Source organism: Streptomyces sp. NPDC057253 (genome assembly GCF_042669125.1).
GTDB lineage: Bacteria > Actinomycetota > Actinomycetes > Streptomycetales > Streptomycetaceae > Streptomyces.
Genome location: NZ_JBHUXV010000016.1, coordinates 98,270 through 119,359, shown reverse-complemented (window position 1 = coordinate 119,359; position 21,090 = coordinate 98,270). Strand labels below are relative to the sequence as shown.

At 70.2% G+C, this 21,090-nt stretch carries 15 protein-coding genes, 1 tRNA gene and 1 pseudogene; 8 read left to right on the top strand and 9 right to left on the bottom strand.

Features of this window, described 5'->3' with window-relative positions:
- Positions 1-159 precede the first annotated feature (159 nt).
- The gene (locus ACFULQ_RS11900) at positions 160-1,113 is read left to right on the top strand and encodes an ABC transporter ATP-binding protein (RefSeq protein ID WP_383541625.1); all 954 of its coding nucleotides are present in this window, start codon (positions 160-162) and stop codon (positions 1,111-1,113) included.
- A 27-nt stretch (positions 1,114-1,140) separates the two neighbouring features.
- On the opposite strand, the gene ACFULQ_RS11895 is transcribed toward ACFULQ_RS11900, so the two are convergent.
- From ACFULQ_RS11895 to ettA, 3 genes are read right to left on the bottom strand one after another with little or no spacing between them, the layout of a single operon-like run.
- On the bottom strand, positions 1,141-1,809 hold the full coding sequence (locus tag ACFULQ_RS11895; protein ID WP_383541622.1) for a hypothetical protein: 669 nt from the start codon (positions 1,807-1,809) through the stop codon (positions 1,141-1,143).
- Entirely contained in the window at positions 1,806-2,219 is a 414-nt protein-coding gene (locus ACFULQ_RS11890) for an acyl-CoA thioesterase (RefSeq protein WP_383541620.1), read from the bottom strand. The genes ACFULQ_RS11895 and ACFULQ_RS11890 overlap by 4 nt, the downstream gene beginning before the upstream one ends.
- A gap of 2 nt (positions 2,220-2,221) precedes the next feature.
- The gene (gene ettA / locus ACFULQ_RS11885) at positions 2,222-3,886 is read right to left on the bottom strand and encodes an energy-dependent translational throttle protein EttA (protein ID WP_383541618.1); all 1,665 of its coding nucleotides are present in this window, start codon (positions 3,884-3,886) and stop codon (positions 2,222-2,224) included.
- A 251-nt stretch (positions 3,887-4,137) separates the two neighbouring features.
- Here ettA and ACFULQ_RS11880 point away from each other — a divergent pair, with 251 nt between their 5' ends.
- Positions 4,138-4,971, top strand: a complete 834-nt coding sequence (locus ACFULQ_RS11880; RefSeq protein ID WP_383541615.1) for a hypothetical protein — start codon at positions 4,138-4,140, stop codon at positions 4,969-4,971.
- 5 nt (positions 4,972-4,976) lie between these two features.
- Here ACFULQ_RS11880 and ACFULQ_RS11875 read toward each other — a convergent pair whose 3' ends face one another.
- The 5 genes from ACFULQ_RS11875 to ACFULQ_RS11855 form a co-directional block, all read right to left on the bottom strand.
- Complete coding sequence (locus tag ACFULQ_RS11875; RefSeq protein WP_383541612.1) at positions 4,977-5,342, bottom strand: hypothetical protein; 366 nt, start codon at positions 5,340-5,342, stop codon at positions 4,977-4,979.
- A 33-nt stretch (positions 5,343-5,375) separates the two neighbouring features.
- Positions 5,376-6,788 carry a Cys-Gln thioester bond-forming surface protein gene (locus ACFULQ_RS11870; RefSeq protein ID WP_383541609.1) on the bottom strand — a complete coding sequence of 471 codons (1,413 nt, stop codon included), beginning with the start codon at positions 6,786-6,788 and terminating at the stop codon, positions 5,376-5,378.
- A 307-nt stretch (positions 6,789-7,095) separates the two neighbouring features.
- On the bottom strand, positions 7,096-7,557 hold the full coding sequence (locus ACFULQ_RS11865; RefSeq protein ID WP_383541606.1) for a single-stranded DNA-binding protein: 462 nt from the start codon (positions 7,555-7,557) through the stop codon (positions 7,096-7,098).
- A 238-nt stretch (positions 7,558-7,795) separates the two neighbouring features.
- Entirely contained in the window at positions 7,796-10,144 is a 2,349-nt protein-coding gene (locus ACFULQ_RS11860) for a GTPase (RefSeq protein ID WP_383541603.1), read from the bottom strand.
- 3 nt (positions 10,145-10,147) lie between these two features.
- Positions 10,148-11,755 carry a dynamin family protein gene (locus ACFULQ_RS11855; RefSeq protein ID WP_383541600.1) on the bottom strand — a complete coding sequence of 536 codons (1,608 nt, stop codon included), beginning with the start codon at positions 11,753-11,755 and terminating at the stop codon, positions 10,148-10,150.
- A 323-nt stretch (positions 11,756-12,078) separates the two neighbouring features.
- Here ACFULQ_RS11855 and ACFULQ_RS11850 point away from each other — a divergent pair.
- Positions 12,079-12,154: transfer RNA gene (locus tag ACFULQ_RS11850), tRNA-Arg, on the top strand.
- An 833-nt stretch (positions 12,155-12,987) separates the two neighbouring features.
- Here ACFULQ_RS11850 and ACFULQ_RS11845 read toward each other — a convergent pair.
- Positions 12,988-13,779: pseudogene (locus ACFULQ_RS11845) on the bottom strand (recombinase family protein); the annotation flags it as partial.
- A gap of 1,545 nt (positions 13,780-15,324) precedes the next feature.
- On the opposite strand from ACFULQ_RS11845, the gene ACFULQ_RS11840 reads away from it, so the two are divergent.
- The 5 genes from ACFULQ_RS11840 to ACFULQ_RS11820 all read left to right on the top strand — a co-directional run bounded on the left by ACFULQ_RS11840 (position 15,325) and on the right by ACFULQ_RS11820 (position 21,058).
- Complete coding sequence (locus tag ACFULQ_RS11840) at positions 15,325-15,624, top strand: hypothetical protein (RefSeq protein ID WP_383541597.1); 300 nt, start codon at positions 15,325-15,327, stop codon at positions 15,622-15,624.
- A gap of 223 nt (positions 15,625-15,847) precedes the next feature.
- A complete protein-coding gene (locus ACFULQ_RS11835) occupies positions 15,848-16,207 on the top strand; it encodes a pilin (protein WP_383541595.1) in 360 nt (119 codons plus the stop codon).
- A complete protein-coding gene (locus ACFULQ_RS11830; protein WP_383541592.1) occupies positions 16,204-18,093 on the top strand; it encodes a hypothetical protein in 1,890 nt (629 codons plus the stop codon). Before ACFULQ_RS11835 ends, ACFULQ_RS11830 begins: the two co-directional genes overlap by 4 nt.
- Positions 18,090-19,178 carry a PrgI family protein gene (locus ACFULQ_RS11825; RefSeq protein ID WP_383541589.1) on the top strand — a complete coding sequence of 363 codons (1,089 nt, stop codon included), beginning with the start codon at positions 18,090-18,092 and terminating at the stop codon, positions 19,176-19,178. Before ACFULQ_RS11830 ends, ACFULQ_RS11825 begins: the two co-directional genes overlap by 4 nt.
- The gene (locus tag ACFULQ_RS11820; protein ID WP_383541587.1) at positions 19,175-21,058 is read left to right on the top strand and encodes a VirB4 family type IV secretion system protein; all 1,884 of its coding nucleotides are present in this window, start codon (positions 19,175-19,177) and stop codon (positions 21,056-21,058) included. The genes ACFULQ_RS11825 and ACFULQ_RS11820 overlap by 4 nt, the downstream gene beginning before the upstream one ends.
- Positions 21,059-21,090 lie beyond the last annotated feature (32 nt).

Here is a 21,090-nt window from a genome sequence, read left to right as displayed (position 1 = left end):
GACCCGTGGCGCAGGACCCGCCCACCTGATGATCCGTGGCGCGAGCCCCACCCATCCGACGACCCGTGGCGCGGGCCTCGCCCGTCCCATGACCCGTGGCGCAGACCCCGTCCGCCCCCGTGCAGCCCTGACGCCGGACCACAGTCCAGGAGACGGCCCATGACCACGAACCCCACCCTCACGGACCTGGCGCAGAAGGCGACCGCCGCCCGCGACCGGCCCGCCTACGGCCACGACGCCCTGATCACCTGCGACCGGCTCGTCCGCATCTTCACCACGGACGGCGTCGAGGTCCAGGCGCTCCAGGGACTCGACCTCCTCGTGCGTGAGGGCGAACTCCTCGCCCTCGTGGGCGCGTCCGGCAGCGGCAAGTCCACCCTCATGAACATCCTCGCCGGCCTCGACACCCCCACCGCCGGCGCGGCCAGGGTCGCCGGCCACGACCTGCTCACCATGACCGCGAAGGACCGCCTGGCCTACCGCCGCAAGACCGTCGGCTTCGTCTGGCAGCAGACCTCCCGCAATCTCCTCCCCTACCTCACCGCGGCCCAGAACATCACCCTGCCCATCCAGCTCTCCGGCGCCCGCACCTCCCGCCGCGCCCACACCGAACGGGCCCTGGAACTCCTGGAGTTGCTGGAGGTCGCCGACTGCCGCAACCGCCGCCCCCACCAGATGTCCGGCGGCCAGCAGCAACGCGTGGCGATCGCGGTCGCGCTGGCCAACAACCCCGCGGTCCTGCTGGCCGACGAACCGACCGGCGAACTCGACTCGCACACCGCGGAACAGATCTTCGCCGCGTTCCGCACGGCCAACGAACAGCTCGGCACGACGATCGTCATCGTCACCCACGACCAGGCCGTGGCCTCGGAGGTCCGCCGCGCGGTGGCCATCAGGGACGGCCGTACGGCCACGGAGGTCCTGCGGCGCAGCGAGGTCGACGCGACGACGGGCCACGAGACGTTGGTGGCGCGGGAGTACGCGATGCTGGACCGCGCGGGCCGCCTCCAGCTCCCGAAGGAGTACACCGAGACACTCGGCATGCGGGACCGCGTCGCACTGGAACTGGAGCCGGACCACATCGGGGTGTGGCCGGACGACAGCGAGGGCTGACCGCAGCCGTGCGCCGACCCGGCCGGATCAGCGCACGCTGACGCCAAGCGCCCCAAGTCCCCCTTGCCGTACGGCGATCGAGCCGTAGGGCGTGCGCAGCCGTAGCCACGCTCCAGAGGAGAAGAGCCCCGACTCCCCGCCGGGCCGCAGGAATCCGAGCGACTGGGCCGCGTGCACGGCCCGCACGGGAAGCCCGGTGTCCGCGACGGACCGGGACCAGATCTCCCGGCCGATCCGGTCGAGTTCGGCCCGGGTACGACCCTCGGGCCCCAACTCCTCCGTACGGGAGCGGAATTCGGCGATCCCGGCGAGGACCAGCGCACGCAGCTCATCAGGCCCCGGCAGTCCGGCAACCGGCTGCCACCCGCCGCGCGGCGGCAGCACCCCGGCCCACGGCGGACCGGTCACCGCCCCCGGCACGACCGCCGTGCCGGCGCTCTCGTCGACGGACTCCAGGAGCTCACCGGCGGACACGGTCACGTCGAGAGTGACGTCGAGCCCGTTCTCGTACGGCTTCGCCAGCCGTACCGCCCGGATCGCCAGCACCTCGAAGGACGGCGGCCGCCCGAAGACGGCGAGCGCGGTGCCCGTCCCCTGGAGGCGCACCGCGGCCGAGCGGTCGTAGTGGAGCAGCCTGGAGAGGAAGGCGGCGAGGTCGGCCGCCTCCGACTCGTCGGCGAGGTGGAGCACCGTCATGCGGCGACGGCCTCCTCCTCGTCGTCGTCCCGGTACCCCTCCAGGAACTCGCGTTCCTCCGCGGTGATCCGGCGCGGCCGCTGCGCCTCGAAGTCGAACGGCACTATCACCGTCGAGGCCCGGACGTAGACCTCGTCGTCGTCCTTCACCTCGTAGGCGATGGTGAAGGACGCGGCGCGGATCTCGGTGACCCACAGCTCGATGTCCACGGGCGCGTGCCGGTGGACGAGCTGGCGCTTGTAGTCGATCTCATGGCGTGCCACCACGGACCCCTGCTTGAAGTCCTTCTCCGGGCGGAACAGGAAGTCGATACGGGCTTCCTCCAGGTAGCGGAGGAAGACCACGTTGTTGACGTGGCCGTACGCGTCCATGTCCGCCCAGCGCAGCGGGCAGCGGTAGATGTGCCGCAAGATCAGCCCCGGGTCAGCTTCTTGTAGGTGGCGCGGTGCGGACGCGCGGCGTCCGGGCCGAGCCGCTCGATCTTGTTCTTCTCGTACGACTCGAAGTTGCCCTCGAACCAGAACCACTTGGAGTCACCCTCGTAGGCGAGGATGTGCGTGGCCACCCGGTCCAGGAACCACCGGTCGTGGGAGACGACCACGGCCGCACCCGGGAACTCCAGGAGCGCGTTCTCCAGCGAGCCGAGGGTCTCGACGTCGAGGTCGTTGGTCGGCTCGTCGAGGAGCAGGAGGTTGCCGCCCTGCTTGAGGGTGAGCGCGAGGTTGAGGCGGTTGCGCTCACCGCCGGAGAGGACACCGGCGGGCTTCTGCTGGTCCGGGCCCTTGAAACCGAAGGCGGACACGTACGCCCGGCTCGGCATCTCGACCTGGCCCACGTTGATGTAGTCCAGCTCGTCGGAGACGACCGCCCACAGGGTCTTCTTCGGGTCGATGTTGGCGCGGCTCTGGTCGACGTACGAGATCTTGACGGTCTCGCCGACCTTGATGGAGCCGGAGTCCGGGGTCTCCAGACCCTGGATCATCTTGAAGAGGGTGGTCTTGCCGGCGCCGTTGGGGCCGATGACGCCGACGATGCCGTTGCGCGGCAGGGTGAAGCTGAGGTCGTCGATGAGGAGCTTGTCACCGAAGCCCTTGCTGAGGTTGTTGACCTCGACGACGATGCTGCCGAGCCGCGGGCCCGGCGGGATCTGGATCTCCTCGAAGTCCAGCTTCCGCATCTTGTCGGCCTCGGCGGCCATCTCCTCGTAGCGCGCGAGACGGGCCTTGGACTTGGCCTGCCGCCCCTTGGCGTTGGAGCGGACCCACTCGAGCTCTTCCTTGAGCCGCTTGGCGCGCTTGGCGTCCTTCTGGCCCTCGACCTTGAGACGGGTCTGCTTGGTCTCCAGGTACTTGGAGTAGTTGCCCTCGTAGCCGTGCAGGCGGCCGCGGTCGACCTCGCAGATCCAGCCGGCGACGTTGTCCAGGAAGTACCGGTCGTGGGTGACGGCCACGATGGTGCCCTCGTACTTGGCGAGGTGCTGCTCCAGCCAGTTCACCGACTCGGCGTCGAGGTGGTTGGTGGGCTCGTCGAGGAGCAGCAGGTCGGGGGCCTCCAGCAGCAGCTTGCACAGCGCCACCCGCCGCTTCTCACCACCGGAGAGGTTGGTGACGGCCCAGTCGCCGGGCGGGCAGCCCAGGGCGTCCATGGCCTGCTCCAGCTGGGCGTCGAGGTCCCACGCGTTGGCGTGGTCGAGCTCCTCCTGGAGCTTGCCCATCTCGTCGAGCAGGGCGTCGCTGTAGTCGGTCGCCATGAGCTCGGCGATCTCGTTGAACCGGTCGAGCTTGCCCTTGACCTCGGCGACACCCTCCTGGACGTTCTCCAGGACGGTCTTCTCCTCGTTGAGCGGCGGCTCCTGGAGGAGGATGCCCACGGTGTAGCCGGGCGCGAGGAACGCGTCACCGTTCGACGGCTGGTCCAGCCCCGCCATGATCTTCAGAATGGTCGACTTACCGGCTCCGTTCGGGCCGACCACACCGATCTTCGCGCCGGGCAGGAAGTTCAGCGAGACGTCGTCAAGGATGACCTTGTCGCCGATTGCCTTGCGCGTCTTGCGCATGGTGTAGATGTACTCAGCCAAGAGAAACCGTCCGGCAGCTTGAAATCTGGCAGTGGGCAGATACACCCCATCTTGCCTGAGGTCCACCCTCGGGTGGTAACCCGTTTGGTCGGGGGGCTGTGACCTGGGGTTTCGGTCGCCCTGTCGGGGACATGCCCATCGCGGGCCGTCACGGGGCCGGGAGCAGGGCCAGGCGCAGGGCCGGGCGCAGGGCCGGGAGCATCTGGAAGAACAGTGCCCTTCGTGATCACTGTCAGGGATAGCCTGACGCCATGCCCGACGCCCCGGACGCCTCCTCCGCCCCAGCCGGCCCCGAGCTCCACCGTCTCTCCCCGCGCGACGAGTCCCGCGTCGCGCTCGCCCTCACGCTCCGGCAGCTCGCCGACGCGGCTCTCGACGCCGTGCCCGTCGTGCCGGACCCCGAGCCCGGAGAGCTGTTGCGGGTGGCACTGCGGTTGCAGCGCCGGGTCGAGGACGTGGTGCGGGAGGCCGTGGTCGCCGAGCGGGAGCGGGGGACCACCTGGGCCGAGATCGGCGAGGTCGCCGGCGTCACCCGGCAGTCCGCCCACGAGAAGTGGTACGGCGACGTGCACGCCTGGGCGGCCATCGGACGCAGCGCCCTGCCCCCGCACCTGAGGACGCTCGACGTGGCCGCCGAGGCCGACGACCGGTACGCCCGGCTGCGCCCCGACCGGCCGCACGCCGTCACCTCGGGCCTGGACGCCGTCCGCTTTCCCGGCTCGCACGCCTACGAGGCCAGCCTGCGCGTCCGCGGCTCCGCCCTGCACACCCGGCGCACGGAACTGGACGCACGGGCCACGAGGCTCAACGACGAGTACGGCGCCCTGCACGCCCGCGGCCCGGCCAACGCCCCCATCAGCGCCGATCCCCATGCCATCGACGCCCACCGCGGCCACGCGGACGCCGTGCGCGCCAACCGGCTCGCCATCGCGGACGTGCACGACGAGATCGCCGGCGTCTACGACCAGCTCGTCACCGCCGAGCCCTCCCTGGCCGAGGAGCACCGCACCCAGTCCGACTGGCACCGCAACGCCTCCGCCCAGGCCCGCGGCTACGCCGACCTCCTGAACGGCACCGGCCGCTGACGCCGCTAGCCCTCTGAGCTGCCGCGCACGGCCAGCCATACGGCGGCACCCACGGCGACCGCTCCGGCCGCCCCCGCGGACCGCAGCAGCGCCCGGTCACCGCGCCAGGACAGCACCGACCAGCTCGACTGCGCCGAGAACAGCGACCCCTTGCTCAGCCAGGACCCCGTGGAGATCAGGGACAGGGCCGAACCGATCGAGCCGACGGACAGGGCACTGCCGATCGAGCCGATCGACAGGGCCGAGCCGACGGAACCGATGGACAGCACCGAGCCCACCGAGCCGATCGACAGCACCGAGTCCTGCGACCACAGGGACAGCACGGACTCCGAGGACGTGTGACGCGCCGCTGAAGCGGTTGACTTCGTCATGAGGGCCATTCTGCCCGCGCCCCCGCGCCGGGGTCAGTCGTGCGTCCGGTTCTGCTTCCTGCCCGTGTGCACCAGGAAGGCTCCCCCGATCACGACCAGCCCGATCGCGGTACCGGCGATCAGCGGCGTCGTGGCGGAGCCGCCGGTCTCGGCGAGGTTGACGTCCGCGGAGGGCGCGGCCACCGTGGCGGGGCTCGGCTCGCTGAGGGTCTGGGTGGTGGTCCCCCTGTCACTGCTGCGGGTGCGGCAGTCCAGGACTCCGGTGAAGCGCTCCGCGAGACCGTCGGGGCCCTTGATGGTGAAGTCGTACGCCTGGTCCTCCTGGAGCGGGACCGTCACCGTGCGGGTCTCGCCGGCCGCGATGGCGTACTCCGTGCCCATGAGCTCGAACCCGAACTCCTCGTCGCCCTGGTTCGTCGCGGTGATGTCCAGGCCGCCCTTGGCGCAGTTCCGGGCCGCCGACAGGGCCGGTACGGCGCCCTGCTTCGCCCAGGTCGCGCTCGCCGTCGCCGAGACCGTCGACTCGCTGGAACCGGCCAGGATCTGCGTCTGGCTGCGGCTCTCCGAGGCGAAGGCCCGGCCGACCGGCACGGTGGTGGAGGCCTGCACGGTGAGGTCGGCCGCGCCCGCCGCCGCGTCCTCGGGGACGTCGAAGTAGAGCTCGCTGCCGTTGCTCGCGGAGGTGACCGGCTTGCCGTCCTTGCCGACGATCCGCACCCCGCTGGTGGCCGCGTCGGCCGGCGGCGTGACCGTCGTACCGGCCGCGTTGGTGTGCACCGTCACCGGGCCGAGCAGCTCGCCGGGGTGGCCGGAGACGGCGGGCGGGTCGAGCGTCAGCGAGGCGGCCGGCTCGGTGAGGTCACGGGCGCTCTTCTCCAGGTAGTCCGCGAGCTTCTCGGCCTGCGGGTCGAGGGCGTCCACGGCCGCCGCGTCCGAGTACCGCCAGATGGCCACCTGGGTCCCGGCCGCCGCGTCCTGCTCGGTCAGTCCCGCGGTGACCCCGGCCTCGGCGGCGAGCGCCGCGAGGTCGTTCACCTGGGGGTAGGAGTTCTGGAGGATCCAGAGGATCTTCCCCGCGTTCTTGTTGGCACCCAGCGAGGTCCCGCTCCAGTCGGTCTCGTGGTACTTGGCGTCCTTCTGCGTCGGGTTGTAGAGGTCGACGCAGTAGGTCTGCAGGGTGCCGCCGCCCTCGACGGACATCTCGAACAGCCCGGCGGGCACCTGGAGATCACCGTTGGTGTCGTGTATCACCGCTTCGCCGTAGGTCTTCAGACCCCCTATGGTCGCGGTCGCCCCTCTCTGGTTCTGCGCCGTCCCGTCCGCGGCGGCCGTACCGGCGGCGGCCATCGCCATACCGGCCGCGAGCAGGCCGGAGACGAACGTGGCGGCCGCGAGGCGAGCCGCTCCCCGTCCGCGCACGGACAGCGCAGAGAACGCAGAAAACACGGAATTCCCCTTCGAGCAGGACCCGTTGACGAGCGGGGTGGCGGTCCCACCAGCAGAATCAGTAGCCCCGAGAGCTGTGTTCGGCATCCTAGGGACGCGGCCGCACCGCTCTTCCCGGGGATGCGGTCGGAAGATCGATCCGACTCGGAATCGTTATCGCCAGGACCTTTCACCGGCAGGGCTTATCGACAAGTCGACCGGAAGCATCCGGAACGCATTCGCCGATAAGCCGCACTTCGGTCAGAGCCGGCCCCGTGACGTCGGTCGGAGCCGGCGCCGTGCGCGCTGCTGCGGCGCCCGCCGGGCCTCACGTCACCGCGACGGCCTCCCGCTGGTCCTCGCTCTCGGCAGGCGGTGTCTCCCAGGCGGGCTCCGGCTGCGCGGACGCACCCGCCCCCGCGCCCTCCGCCCGCTGGGTGCGCCGGAAGGCCGAGGTGCCGCGTGCGAGGTCGTGGCCGATCGCCACCGCATCGATGTCGGCCGAGGTCCAGGACGGCTGCCCCTCGCGGACCTCCGACCGCACCTTCAACCGGCCCTGGACGACCACCGGATCGCCCACGTTGACGGACCCCGACACGTTCGTGGCCAGCTGGCGATTGGCCCACACCGTGAAGAAGTTGGTGTGTCCGTCCGTCCACTCGTTCTTCTCGCGGTCCAGATAGCGCGCGGTCGCCGCCAGCCGGAACCGCACCGACGCGCCGGTCGCCAACTCGCGGTACACCGGCTGTGTCGCCACGTTGCCCACCGCGCAGATCATCGTCTCGTTCATCGCGGAAAACCCTCCCGGACATGCGTACGGGCCCGTCCCGTACGGCTGTTGCCGTCTGCACGGCGACCGCGTCACCGCGATCGCCGCGAAGCCAGACTGCCTCCGCCGGGCCGAGCCCGCTGCGCCCTGTGGACCGTCCACGGGTTGTGGAAAACCCCACCACCCGAACGAGGGACCCGGTCCACCACAGAACCCGGTCCACCACAGAATCCGGTCCACCACGGAACCCGCTGCACCCTCACCCCACCCCGACGACCCTCCCGTACTGCTCCCGCACCTCCCGGTACCGCAGCAGCTCCGCCGCCACCGGATCCAGCACCCGGGCCCGCCCGCACCCGGCGGCCGCCTCCCGCAACCGCCGCTCCGCCTCCACGCCGTACCGTCGCGCGGGCCCCCGCGCCGCCATCCGGCAGCTCCACTCCACGAGCGGGCCGCCGACGATGCCCAGCACCATCAGCAGCACCGGAACCCCCAGGTTCGGCGCCATGACCCCGACGATCTGACCCACCAGCCAGGCCCCGCCGACGATCTGAAGCAGCGTCATGGAAGCCTGCGCCAGCACGGCCGCCGGCCACCAGCCCGGACGCGGCGGCCTGCCCGGCGGCAGCCCGGCCCGGGCCGTCAGCTCGTCCAGCGCCTCGGACAGCCCCTGGGAGCCCCGTACGGCCGCCTCGCGCACCGCCTGCGCCCAGGGCGCGGGCAGTCCCGCCGAGGCGCGGTCGGCGAGCGTCCGTACGGCCTGCTCGACCCGTTGCCGCGCGGTGGCCTCCTCGTCGGCCTGGGCGCGCAACGGCAGCCGTCCCGTGGGAGGTTCGCACCGGTCGTGGTACCAGCGCCACAGCCGCAGCCAGGGCGTGCCGCACGCGCGGTTGGCGTTGCGCAGCCACGCGCGTTCGGCGGCCTCGCCCGCCGCGGTGGCGCCGACCGCGTCCGCGAGCCGGGCGGCGAAGTCGTCGCGCGCCTCCTCGCTCAGGCCGGTGCGCCGCCCGGTCGCGTAGACGGGCCGCAGGCGCCACGCGGCCGCGTCCACGTCGGCCGCGATCCGCCGCGCTGGAGCCCCGCGCTCGGTGACGAACTGGCCGAGCGACTCCCGCAGTTCACCGACACCGTCCCCGGTGAGCGCGGACAGCGCGAGCACGGTGGCGCCCGGTTCGCCGTACTCCCCGAGCGCGATCCCGTCCTCGTCCAGCAGCCGCCGCAGGTCGTCGAGGACCTGTTCGGCGGCCTCCCCGGGCAGCCGGTCGATCTGGTTGAGGACGATGAACATGACCTCCGCGTGGCCCGCCATGGGCCGCAGATAGCGCTCGTGCAGCATCGCGTCGGCGTACTTCTCCGGGTCGACGACCCAGATGACGGCGTCGACGAGCGCCAGGATCCGGTCCACGTGCTCGCGGTGCTGGACGGCGGCCGAGTCGTGGTCGGGCAGGTCGACCAGGACGAGCCCGCGCAACTGCGCCTCCGCCTCGGCGCTCTGGAGCGGGCGCCGCCGCAGCCGGGGCGGGATGCCGAGCCGTTCGATGAGACTGGCCGAGCCGTCGCTCCAACTGCACGCGATCGGCGCGGCGGTGGTGGGCCGGCGCACGCCGGTCTCCGAGATGGCCACCCCCGCGAGCGAGTTGAACAGCTGCGACTTTCCGCTGCCCGTCGCGCCGGCGATGGCGACGACGGTGTGCTGCCCGGAGAGCCTGCGCCGGGCGGCCGCCTCGTCCAGGACCTGGCCGGCCTCGGCGAGCGTCCGGCTGTCGAGCCGGGTCCGCGAGAGCCCGATCAGCTCCCGCAGCGCGTCCAGCCGGGAGCGCAGCGAGCCGTCGTACGCCAGCGGGGCGGCGGGCGGCGCGTTGTGCCCCCGGGCCTCCACGACGGCGACCTGCTCGCTCTCGGCGCTGACCCGCCGCGCGATGAGCCCGTCGTCCCAGGCCCCACCGCTGTCACCGTCACCGCCCGCACCGCCGTCGACCGCCCCCGGAGAACCACTCCCGTCCTGCCCACCCACGCGACTTCCCGCGGTACGCGCGCGCCGCTCGTCCTCGCGCGGGCGCCCACCGCCCTCAGGCGCGTGCCGACCGTCCTCGCGCCCGCGCCGCCGTTCCTCGCGCGTGTGCCGCCCCTCCTCGCGCCCGCCCCGACCGTCCTCACGCCCGCGCCGTGGCTTCTCGCGCTCCTGCCCGGCACGGGACGCCTCCCCGGCCTGCCCCGACCTCGCGCGCGCCCGCCCGGGCTCGTCACCCACGCGCCCCGCCCGCGCCCGCGCACGGCCCGAGCCCTTGTCCACACCCGTTCGCCCGTCCTCCCCACGCGCGTGTCCGTCCTTCACGCGCGTGGTTCCGTCCCCCGGACGCCCTTCTCCCGCCCCGGCACCGCCACCCTCACGCCCGCCCTCCTCAGGCCCGTCCCCGGCCTCCGCGCGCGCGTGCTCCTCCACGCGCGCGTGCTCCTCCTCGCCCCCCGTGCCCGCCGAGCCCCCGGTCCCGGATTCCGCCGCGGCCTCCGGCGTCGCCTCCCCGGCCACCACCGTCGTCTCCTCCTCGTCCTCCGATACGGCGTCCTCCGCCCGCTCCGTGTGGTCCTGATCCGTGACGGCGGTCATCGGTCACCTCTCCTTCTGCAGTACGGACAGCGCGGCGATGAGCTCGGCCTGGGGCTCGGGGTGCACTTCGAGGGCGTCGAGCGGGGCGAGCCGGCGCTCGCGTTCGGTGTGCACGACCCGGTCGAGGTGCTCGGCGAGCAGCCGTCCACCCCGGTCCCGCAGCCGCAGCGCACCGCGGGCGCCGATCCGCTCGGCGAGCCCCTCACCGGCGACCCGGGCCCGGCGCCCGCCCAGCAGCGCGGTGGCGACGAGGGCGGCCACGGTCTCGGGGTCGGGCGCGACACCTCGGTCGAGGCCCCGGACCTCCTCCTCGGCGTACTCCTCCAGCTCCCGCCGCCACCGCCGTACCGCCATCCCGATCCGGTGCTCGGCGCTCTCCGGGGTCGGATCACGGTCGGTCAGCTCCGGTGCCGCGGCCGCCGGTTCGCGCCGCCAGGCCTCGGCGACCCGCTCGTCGGCGGCGGTGACCGAGCACAGCAGGAGGGCCCCGAGGCTCTCCACCAGGGCGTCCAGGAGCTCGCCGGCGGTGCAGTCGAGGGGGAAGGCCCGCCAGCGCTTGAGGGCGTCACCGGCGAGCACGGCACCCGCCTGGAGCCGCCCCCGCACGCGCGCGTACTCGCTGTCGTACGCCACCTCGACGGCGGTGGTGAGCCGCAGCGCGGCCGCGTACTGGGCGGCGGCGGCACTGGCCAGCTCGGGCATCCGGGACTTGAGGGAGGCGAGGACGCCGTGGGCCGTACGGGCGACGGTGTGCTGCCGGGCCGCTGGGTCCTGCACCTGGTGGACGAGCCAGGTCCGCAGCGGTGCGACCGCGGTGGCCGGCAGCAGTCCGCCGCCCCAGGCCGATTCGGGCAGCTCCGGCACGGTGAACCGGGGCACCTCGCCGAGGCCCGCCTTGGTCAGCAGGGCGCCGTACTGCCGTGAGACCTCGGAGACGACCTGGTGCGGCACCCGGTCGAGGACGGTCACCAGCGTGGCGTTGTACTCCTTGGCGGTGCGCAGGAGGTGCCAGGGGACGGCGTCGGCGTAGCGGGCGGCCGTGGTGACCATGATCCAGACGTCGGCCGCGCAGATCAGCTCGGCGGCGAGGACACGGTTGTCGGCGACCAGGGAGTCGATGTCGGGCGCGTCGAGGAGCGCGAGGCCGGGCGGGAGGGTGTCGGCGGTCTCGATGCGCAGCACGCGCGCGGGGTTCTCGCCGGGGAGCAGGAGTTCGTCCCCCGCTTCCCGGTGGGGCACCCACACGCGCGTGAGGTCGGGCAGGACGCGCATCCCGCTGAACCAGTGATGGTCCTCCGGGTGGCAGACCAGCACCGGGGTCCGGGTGGTCGGCCGCAGCACGCCCGCCTCGCTCACCCGGCGTCCCACAAGGGAGTTGACGAGGGTCGACTTGCCGGCGCCGGTGGAACCGCCCACGACGGCCAGCAGCGGCGCTTCGGGGTCCCTCAGCCGGGGCACCAGATAGTCGTCGAGCTGGGCGAGCAGTTCGTCGCGATTGGCACGCGCGCGTGGGGCCCCCGCCAGGGGCAGCGGGAAGCGTGCGGCGGCGACACGGTCGCGCAGGGCGGAGAGTGCGTCGAGCAGCTGAGGCCGTACGTCCAAGGTCACCACATGTGAAGAATGCCCAATTTTAGGGGAATTCTGAAGCATATGAGCATGTCTGCGCGCCGACAGAACCCGAGGGACGAAAGGGATGACTGGGACGCAGGCACAGTCCAGGCATAACGAGTGCACAACACCCGGTGCGCGAGGGCGGAAAAGCGATGCACGATTCGTACCTGCCTGCGATTATCAGGACCGCTTCACTGAACCTCCACATCGAGCCACGGAGGCGAAGCAACAGGGACAAGGACGCGGGAGCCCTATCCTTGTCCCCGGCAACGTCACGGAACGGCCCACACCCGGGCACCCCAAGACAGAGGCCACCACACCCGGCCCCCGTAGCTCAGTGGATAGAGCAGGCGCCTTCTAAGCGCTTGGCCGCAGGTTCGAGTCCTGCCGGGGGCGCCAACTGCATCTGTACCTGCTCTTCGCACAACGGATCGCCGGGCTCGCGTCTGCAGAGCAACCGGCTTCGTCATCGGCATCCTTTCAGCCGTACAGGCGATCTTGGGCAGCATGTCGGCGGGCAACGTGATAGTGATCGTCGCCTCGGTCGGGTCGTAGTGCAGACGGATCGTGAGCTGGACCACCTCGAACAGTCGTCTCAGAAGCTTCTCCGGAGCGTGGACGAGGTTGAGGGCGAGGTAAGGCAGCTCGTCCAGTAGTTCCACGTCCTCCTGGGTCGGCCGGGCCGGCCCTGCGTCGGCGTCCGCGTCCAGTTCTGCGAGGGCGACGAGGGCTGACTTCCGCTCGACCTCCAGCCGGTTGTAGCTCTCGCGCAACCCCTTGGCGAAAGGGTCGTCGGGATCGCCGGTCTCGGCCTGGCGGAGGATGTTCTCCTGACGACGCGAGAGTCCGTCGAGAGTGCGCTGCAACTGGTCTCGATCGGCTTCCCGTCGTCTCGCTGCTCGGTCGTCGACGGAGGCGAGTTCCGCCGCGAGCAACTCTCGCCGCTCCACCCCGAAGACTCGGTCCGAGAGGAATGCGGAGATCGCTTCGAGGATGGCGTCCTCGCGCAGGTAGACGGTCTTGGGATGGCCGGCGTAGGCGTCGGGACGTCCTCGGTTGTTGGCCTGCGGCTGGCAGCTGTAGTAGGTGATGCCGTCGCGGTGCTTGCCGAACATCCGCCGGTCGCAGGCATGCAGCAGCATGCCGCGCAGGACGTATGTGCGGCGTGTCTGCGGATGGATGTTGGGGGCGTTGCCGTCCCGGGAGCCGCGTTTGGCCTGCCGCCGGTCGCCGAGTTCGTCGTACATCCACTTCGGGATCAGCGGCTCATGCACTGGTTCCGGGGACCACACCCACAGTGCCGGGTCGTTGTGGGCGCCACTCCGGCTTCGACGAGCGCGACGGTTGAAGACCTGGTAGCCCGTGTACTTCGGGTTGCACAGGATTTCCCGCACCGCCGACTTGCTCCATGCACCACGCGCCTTGGAGGCACCACCGGGCGGGACTGGTGGCGGGTACCTGTCGGGATCGGCGTTGAGGCGGTCGACGATGGTGGCGTAGCCGAGGCGCTCGTAGTAGCGCCAGTGGGCGATCTGAGTGACGGTCTCGGCGTCAACGCCGTCGGGCTCCAGGCGCGACTTGGTCGCTCCGCGCGCGGCCTTTACGGGATTGGGGTGCCGGTAGTGCTTGGCGCAGTACCCGTGTGGGGGCTTGCCGATGTTCCAACCCTCGCGCACATGGGTGCACAGACCGCCCCAGGAGGTTTCCAGGGAGTTGAACACCTCGTACTCGGCGACGGACTGGTTGATACGGCGCTGAAGGATCTGCTGCGCCCGACCGCCGTCGAGCTTGATGGGCTCGTTCCAGGCGAACAACGCCACACCGGCCCGTTCCAGCTCTCGTTCGACGGAGAGGTTCTCGAACATCCGCCGGGCGACACGCGAGGTGCTCTCGCAGATCACGACGTCGAATCGCCGGTTGGGGTGGGCGGCTTCGGCCAGCAGATCGGTGATCCCGCCGTCCCTCGCGATGGGGATGTCGAACCGCTCGTAGTGCGTGCCGCGGCCGCGGGCAGCGAGTTCCATGCGGCCTGACTCGACGTCATAGAAGTGACAGACGATCGCCCAGGCCGCGGGCAGTGCCGACTTGCTCCGCTCCAACTGGCGGATGAGCGACTGCCGCGGGTCCTGCTGTTCTTCTGTGGAGGTCCGCCCGACCCAGGCCACGCGGACCTCGCCGCGGAGCAAGGCGGTGGGCATACCGAAAGGAGAGACGGCCAGGTCTGAGAGTCCCGAGCGGGGTGAGGTCGCCGACGGCTGAGATGGCAGTGCCCGGCTTGCCAGCGCTGGAGCAGGCGGATTGCTTTCAGGAGAGTTGTTGCTTGAGGTCGTCATGCCGTGTCTTCCCCATGATTTTCAAGAGGATCCCCGGCGGCTTTTCGGGCGTCGTTGGCCCATACGAGCAGATCATGAAGAACTGCGGCCAGCTCGCCTCTCAAGCGCTCCCCTGCGGCACCACCGAGGTACGTCACATGTCCGGCGTACTGCCGGACATGGCCGCGCTCACTATCACTAGTGTACCGCCAAACCCCCTGGTCATGAGGGGTGTTCGGCGGACCAGCCAGCGCCGCATCGAGGGACGTCCCCGTCTCGATGTCGCAGGCTTCACGGGGTGGTTCGGCCTTGGGATCGTCCGGATGCACGGGGCTGCCTCCGCGAGATGACGTCATCAGACCACGCGAACTCCGGGGCGCGGTCACGGGCAGGGATGACTGGGGATGGCCAACACCCAAAAGAACCGGGATCCGGGTCCGTTTTGGCCACAGCGAATTCAAGATATTTCTCAGGGCGTAGCAGCTCGACCGCACGGCAAGCGAGACCTAGATCATCACTAAATCCTCAGGTCAACAGCTACTAGAACAGCACTAAAGGAGCGTTCGCCTCGCTGGACCGTGCTGAGTCCGAATGCCGTTTGAGCAATTGGTCGACTTTATTTTCCCCTTGGTCGTTTCTTGCAAAGAGCCTGGCTCTCTGAGGGCGTCATCTCTTCCCTACGTGAGGAGGCGCCCGATCATGGCTGCTCACCATCACGGGCAAGTCCGTTCCGTTCGCGAGCCGGATCGCGTGCGACCGCTTGACACAGCCCGGGAGTGCTTCGCGCTGTTGGTCGCTGGCCCCGAGCCGTTGTCTCTGGACGGCCGTGCCTTCCGTGGTCTACCGCAGCGGATGATCCCGCTGAACGAGTTGCGGGACCGGCTATTGCGTCCCAGCTGCCCCCGTCTGACACGTGACGCGGTCTGGATGCACCTGGTCAGCCTTTCCCGCCGGGAGGGGGCGAGTTGGACTCTGGGGTGCACAGGCATGGCGCTCCCCGCACTGGCTGGAGTGGTGCGACGGCTTACCGAAGGGTTTCCCGGCGACTCATTCGACATCCAAGCCGAAGTGCTGGCGGGGTTCTTGAGCGGACTGACGACCATTGACGTGACACGCCCCCGGGTACTGGCACGACTACGGTGGGCGGCCTACCGGCAGGGGTCCGCCGCTCTGAGGGACGCACTCGGCGCCCCCACTCCGGTCTCCCCGGGGTTCCGTTCAGCCGCGCCGCGACCGCCGTGGGGACACCCGGATCTGGTGCTGGCACGTGCAGTCCGAGAGTCGGTCCTGACCAGGACCGAAGCCGATCTGATCGGTGCGACTCGGCTGGACGACATCACCGTCTCCGACTGGGCCGCCCAGCACCGGACCACTTCCAACGCGACCTACAAGATCCGTCGTCGAGCCGAGGCACGCCTGATCGCGTTCCTCCGCGACGAGGCCAGGAGCATCACCTCCGACGACCCGGTCGCCCGTTCCGTCATGGGTGAACTGCCGTGCTCCTCAACGGTTCCCGCTCGCCGCAACGCCGTGGCGTCACTTGGGAGTTCGTCGTGATGAGCGACCGAGGAGACACAGAGCCGCTCCCCGGACGATCCCAGAATCCTTCATTCGACGTGGCCAAAACCGGCCCGGATCCCGGCTTTTTGGCATGCGGGAGTTCAGCGCCCGCCGCAATGTCCCCGCCGTCTTCGGAGGTGCGCTGATGTGCCGGACATCCGTTTCCCGACTTTCGAGGCGTGTCGTCCTCCGCCTCCGAGGCAGGCTGCACCATGCCTTCTTGAGGAACGGCGCGGGCTGGTGGCTCGGCGGGGGGCTGCTGCTCACCGGATTCACCCTGCTGCTCGTGTGCCTCCTGGGAGCAGCTTCAGCTCAGGCAGCAGAGGTGGCGAATGTGCTGGCGCTGGCCGCATCCGTCAACGAGGTGCTGAACAACATCCGAAACTGGATCATGGGCATCCTGGCGGGGCTTGCCACAGTGTTCCTGACCCTCGGCGGAGTGCGCTACGTCATGGCGGGCAATGACCCCGGCGAAGTCGAGAAGGCCAAGATCGCCTTCAAGAGCGCCGGTTGGGGATACGGGCTGGCCGCACTGGCTCCGCTTGTCGTCGAGATCCTCAAAGGAATCGTGGGGGCATGATGTCCACGGTCGAGACCGAAGTCGCCACCTCGCTGCGGCAGCTCGCGCCGACGGACACGGTTCGTCGGCCGGGCTCGTCCCGTACCCGTGGCCGAGGGTTCCGCTGGCGCCGTGCCCTGGTGCTCGGGACCTTGGTTTTAGCAGTACTCGCCTCGGTGTTCTCCGCCTACGCGGACCCAAGCCCGGTCCCGAGCCCGGGGCCGGCGCCTGCCCCCACCACATCTACCGACCCCACCCCAGCACCGTCGGACAAGGGGTTCTCGTGCCCGACGTCGGACTGCATCCCGCAGCCCAGCACTCCGTCCTCGCCGGCTTCGACTCCCCGCACCCTGCCGCCGCCCGAGGTACCCGAAGGTGACGGCACCGGTGGGATATCCGGGTGGATCGCCAAGGGCATCAGCGGCGCGATCACGGGCTTCTTCAAGTCGGTGATCTCGGGCGCCCTCAATCCGCTGCTCGATCTGCTGAGCGACACCTTGCTGACCACGCCGTCTCCCAGCTCACTGCCGCGTGTGGGCGAGCTGTGGACGAATTCCTGGCAGATCGCCCTCGCCTGCTACGCCTCGCTGATTGCCGTCGCCGGGATCGTGGTGATGGGGCACGAGACGGTCCAGACGCGGCACTCGATCAAGGAGATCGCTCCGCGGATTCCACTGGCCTTCATCGCCGCCGCACTGTCGCTGTTCCTCACGGGCAAGGCAGTGGACCTGGCCAACGCCCTGTCCCGCGCCGCCATGTCCGGTGGAGTCGACGCGGACACCGCCGGTCCCGCACTCCGCAACTTCGTCCTGAGCGCCTTCAGCTCCGGCAACAGCAACATCTTCCTCAACCTGGTATGGCTGGTGGTCATCGGCGTCCTGGTCGCGCTGCTGCTGACCTTCGTGGTCCGTGTGACCCTGACGATCATCCTGGTCGTCGCCGCTCCCCTGGCTCTGATTTGCCATGTCCTGCCACAGACCGACGGCGTCGCCCGCTGGTGGTGGCGAGCCTTCGGCGGTGTGCTGGCCGTGCAGGTCGCCCAGTCCCTCGCTCTGATCACCGGGGCGCGAGTGTTCTTGTCCCCCGGCGATTCCGGCGTGGCCGGGCTGTTCGGGCTCGACGACAGCGGGCTGGTCAACGTACTGATCACGCTGGCACTGATGTACATCGTCTTCAAGATCCCATTCTGGATCCTGGGGTCGGTCCGTCTCGGCCACGGCCGCTCGTTCGTCGGCAGCGCGGTGCGCTCCTACGTGATGTACAAGACCTTCGGATTCCTTCGAGGCTCGCATGCCGGGCGCACCGCTTCGGTCGGAGGAGCGGGCCGAACGCCGCCTTCCGCGGGGCCGAGCGGGCCGGCCCTCCCGCCCCGCCCTTCCAACTCGAGCCCGCCTTCTGGTGGTTCCGGGCGGAACATGGGCGGTACGCCGTCCAGGTCGACCGGCAGCCCGGGATCGCCGACGTTTCTCCCGCCGATACGCCCAGTGGCCGGCCAGAGCACGCCCCTCGGTCCTGCCGCCGGACCTCCCCCGCTGCCAACTTTCCAGGCTCCCGGGGCCGGCGCCTCGAACGAAGCCACGCGCTGGCCGCGACCGGCTCGGCCGCCCGGCAGGCCGACGTTCCAGGCCCCAGGCGCCGCATCACCTACGCCTCCGGTCAGGATGACAGTCAGGCCCCCGCTGCCAACCCATCCTCACTTCGAACAGTCCACGTCCCAGCCGCGCGTTCCGCCCCGCCGCGCCGCTCAACCACCTCCGCCTGCCGCCTTCCGCCCGCCCGTAGGCACACCCCCGGCCGGCACCGTTCGGGGCCCAAGTACGAGCGTTCCTCCACCGACCACTTTCAGGTCTCCGCTTCCTTCCCAACGCCGCACCAGGCGCAGCCGATCAGGAGAGGACCGGTCATGACCCAGCCCGTACGCATCCCCACAGACATCGACCGCGAGGACACCCTTGTGGCCAACCTGACCGCTCGGCAGTTGACGATCCTGGCGACCACCGGCATCGTCTTGTACGGGCTGTGGTCCATGACCCGGGCGTTCGTGCCCCTGCTGGTGTTCCTGATTCCTGCCGTGCCCATCGCGGCCACCGCCGCCTTCCTGACGCTGGGCAAACGTGACGGGGTCTCGCTGGACCGATTGGTAATGGCCGCGCTTCGTCAACGTACGGTGCCCCGGATCCAGGTCGCCGCCCCAGACGGCATCCTTCCGCCGCCCAGCTGGCTCACCCGGCAGACCGACAGCATCGACCAAGGCGCCGAGGGCACCGCCTCAGCCCCGCTACGGCTCCCGGCCGAGGGCGTGAGCGAGGCCGGTGTCATCGATCTCGGATCGGACGGCATCGCGATGGTCGCTGTGTGCGGAACCGTGAATTTCGCGCTGCGCACCCCCACTGAACAGGACGCTCTGGTCGCCGTGTTCGGCCGGTACCTGCATTCACTCACCGCACCTGTCCAGATCCTCGTACGTTCGGTGCGTCTGGATGTGTCTGCGCAGATCAGTGAGTTGCGCCGGCGCGCGGTATCCCTCCCCCATCCTGCATTGGAAGCCGCCGCCCGCGAACACGCCGACTTCCTCGACCAGTTGGCGCTCGGCAGCGCCCTTCTGTGCCGTCAGGTCCTGCTCATCCTCCGCGAACCTGCGCAACATCATGGCCTCGACGCCTCGCTCGACGGCACCTCACCCCTGGCATCCCTCGCCCGGCGCCGCAAGACCCGCCGAACCGGCGAAGCCGCCGATCCGGCCGTACGACGTGCGGACGAGACTCGTGTGCTGCGCCGTGTCCAGGAGGCGGCCGGTCTCCTCGGTCCTGTCGGCGTGCGGATCACGCTGCTGGACGCCGGACAGGCGACCGCCGTCCTGGCCGGCGCCTGCAATCCCGACAGTCTGCTGCCCGCCTCCTCCGCATTGGCCGGGGCCGACGAGGTCATCACCACCGGCGCACCGGCGGAAGAAGCTACGGACGCCCGGCACAGTGCGCGGACAGCATTGTGAAACGCCGCCCTCGAGCCCCCGGCAACACGTCGGCCGCCAGCGCCTTCGCCCCGGACGCCCTCGCCGTCGCACCCCGCCATCTGGAGGTGGGCGGCGAATGGGTGGCGTCCTTCGCCGTCACCGGATATCCCCGCGAGGTGAATCCGGGCTGGCTGCAACCGCTGCTCACACACGCCGGCCGCCTCGATGTCAGCCTGCACGTCGAGCCGATCGACCCTGTCACCGCCGCCAACCGGCTCAAGCGTCAGCTCGCCAAGCTCGAATCGGGCCGACGCCGTGACACCGACCACGGACGTCTGGTCGACCCACAGGTCGAAGCCGCGACCGAGGACGCCCACGACCTGTCCGCGCGGGTCGCCCGTGGCGAGGGCAAGCTGTTCCGCCTCGGCCTGTACCTGACCGTGCACGCGGGCAGCCGTGAGGAGCTCGCCGACGAAGCCGCCGCGGTGCGGGCCCTGGCGGCCAGTCTGCTGCTGGACGCCAAACCGACCACGTACCGCAGTCTCCAGGGCTGGGTGACCTGCCTGCCCATGGGCCTGGACCTCATCAGCATGCGCCGTACGTTCGACACGGCGGCGCTGGCGGCGGCATTCCCCTTCACCAGTCCCGATCTGCCGCCGACGGACCCTGCCTCGGTCGCCGCTCCCGCCGGTGTGCTCTACGGCTACAACCTCGGTAGCCAGGGCTTGGTCCACTGGGACCGGTTCACTCTGGACAACCACAACTCCGTCGTCCTGGGTCGCTCCGGTGCAGGCAAGTCCTACTTGGTCAAACTGGAGTTGCTGCGCTCGCTCTACCGGGGTGTGGAGGCGTACGTCATCGATCCTGAGGACGAATACGCCCGTCTCGCGGCCGCAGTCGGCGGAACATATGTACCCGTAGGCGCCGAGGACGTACGTCTCAATCCCTTCGACCTGCCAGTGCATGTACGGCCCGACGGACGTCGTACGGCGGCCAAGGACGCGTTGGTCAGGCGGGCTCTCTTCCTGCACACCGTCGTTGCCGTCCTGCTCGGCTCGGCATTGCCCGCCGACGAGCGGGCTGTGCTGGACCGGGCGATCGCCGCGACCTACCAACGGGCGGGAATCACCTCGGACCCGCGTACCTGGACCCGGGCCGCGCCTTTGCTCACCGATCTCGTTTCCGTACTGCGCCGTTCCAAGAATCGCGCTGCCGGGGACCTGGCGGCTCGGCTGCACCCGTTTGTCGAAGGCACCTTCTCGGGTTTCTTCGCCGGGCCCACCACCACCCGGTCAGAGGGCCATCTCGTGGTGTTCTCCCTGCGAGATCTGGCCGACGAAATCAAGCCAGTTGGAACCTTGTTGACGCTCGACGCCGTATGGCGGCAGGTGTCCAATCCCACGGCTCGCCGCCCCCGATTCGTGACCGTGGACGAGGCGTGGCTGCTCATGAAGGAGCCGGCGGGAGCGGACTTCCTGTTCCGGATGGCCAAGGCCGCACGGAAACGCTGGGCGGGCTTGACCGTGGCCACGCAGGACACCGCTGATCTGCTGGGCTCCGACCTCGGTAAAGCGGTCGTGGCCAACGCCGCGACTCAGATCCTCCTGCGTCAGGCCCCGCAGGCCATCGAGGAGATCACGCGCGTCTTCGATCTCTCCGCAGGCGAACGGCAGTTCCTGCTGAGCGCCGACCGAGGACAGGGTCTGCTGTCCACGAGCACCCACCGCGTGGCCTTCGAGGCCGTCGCCTCCCCCACCGAGCACTACCTGGTGACCACCGACCCAGCCGAACTCGCGGCCTACGCCGAGGAAGACGCCACCGCGCAGGACCAGGACGTCTTCCTCGATCCCGGGGACCAGTTCCCCTCCGGAACCTCAGAGACCTTCTCCGGCGACGAGATCGACCTCGACTCCATCTGAATCCGTTCGCCTCTTTCTTTCCCCGCGAGGAC